The organism is Acetobacterium sp. (genome assembly GCF_030652775.1).
In the GTDB taxonomy this organism is placed as follows: Bacteria; Bacillota; Clostridia; order Eubacteriales; family Eubacteriaceae; genus Acetobacterium.
In genome coordinates, this window is the sequence record NZ_JAUSPS010000033.1 from 1 (window position 1) to 1,350 (window position 1,350).

Sequence of the window (1,350 nt, forward strand, 5' to 3'; positions counted from 1 at the left end):
AGTTGCATGCTGTAGACCCGAAACCGTGTGATCTATCCATGACCAGGATGAAGCTTGGGTAAAACCAAGTGGAGGTCCGAACCAGTGTCTGTTGAAAAAGGCTTGGATGAGTTGTGGATAGGGGTGAAATTCCAATCGAACACGGAGATAGCTGGTTCTCCCCGAAATAGCTTTAGGGCTAGCGTTGTAGAGAGAGTGATGGAGGTAGAGCACTGAATAGGCTAGGGGTCGTAAAGATTACTGAACCTTATCAAACTCCGAATGCCATACACTTATATACGGCAGTCAGACTGTGTGAGATAAGTCTCATAGTCAAAAGGGAAACAGCCCAGACCATCCGCTAAGGTCCCCAAGTCCAGATTAAGTGGGAAAGGATGTGCAACTGCAGAAACAACCAGGATGTTGGCTTAGAAGCAGCCACACATTTAAAGAGTGCGTAATAGCTCACTGGTCGAGTGGTTGTGCGCCGAAGATGAACGGGGCTCAAATCTGGCACCGAAGCGATGGATTATGGTACTACCATAGTGGTAGGGGAGCAATGTCTTGGGGGCGAAGCTAAACTGTAAGGTTTGGTGGACACAAGACAAGAGAGAATGTTGGCATGAGTAGCGAAAGTGAAGTGAGAATCTTCACCATCGAAAGCCCAAGGTTTCCTGAGGAAGGTTCGTCCCCTCAGGGTAAGTCGGGGCCTAAGCCGAGGCGAGCAGCGTAGGCGATGGACAACAGGTTGAAATTCCTGTACCACCTTTAATTGTTTGAGAGATGGAGTGACACAGAAGGATAAGCGAACCCAGCGGTTGGAAAAGCTGGGCCAAGCGTCAAGGCTGATCAGGGAGGCAAATCCCCTTGATCTTAAGGCTGAGGCGTGACGGGGAACGAAAAATAAGTAGGGAAGTCGCTGATTTCACGCTGTCAAGAAAAGCTTCTATTGAGAGAGAAGGTGCCCGTACCGTAAACCGACACAGGTAGGCGAGGAGAGAATCCTAAGATGAGCGGGAGAAGTGTTGTTAAGGAACTCGGCAAAATGACTCCGTAACTTCGGGAGAAGGAGTGCCCCTCTAGGGGGGCCGCAGAGAAGAGGCTCAAGCGACTGTTTAGCAAAAACATAGGTCTCTGCTAAATCGAAAGATGATGTATAGGGGCTGACGCCTGCCCGGTGCTGGAAGGTTAAGAGGAGTGCTTAGCGCAAGCGAAGGTGCAAATTTAAGCCCCAGTAAACGGCGGCCGTAACTATAACGGTCCTAAGGTAGCGAAATTCCTTGTCAGGTAAGTTCTGACCCGCACGAAAGGTGTAACGATTTGGGCACTGTCTCAACAAGGGACTCGGTGAAATCAAGCTGCCGGTGAAAA

The 1,350-nt window shown here is 49.8% G+C and carries 1 rRNA gene; it reads left to right on the plus strand.

Going from position 1 to position 1,350, the window contains the following annotated elements:
- Positions 1 to 1,350, plus strand: a 23S ribosomal RNA gene (locus Q7J41_RS05785); the annotation flags it as partial.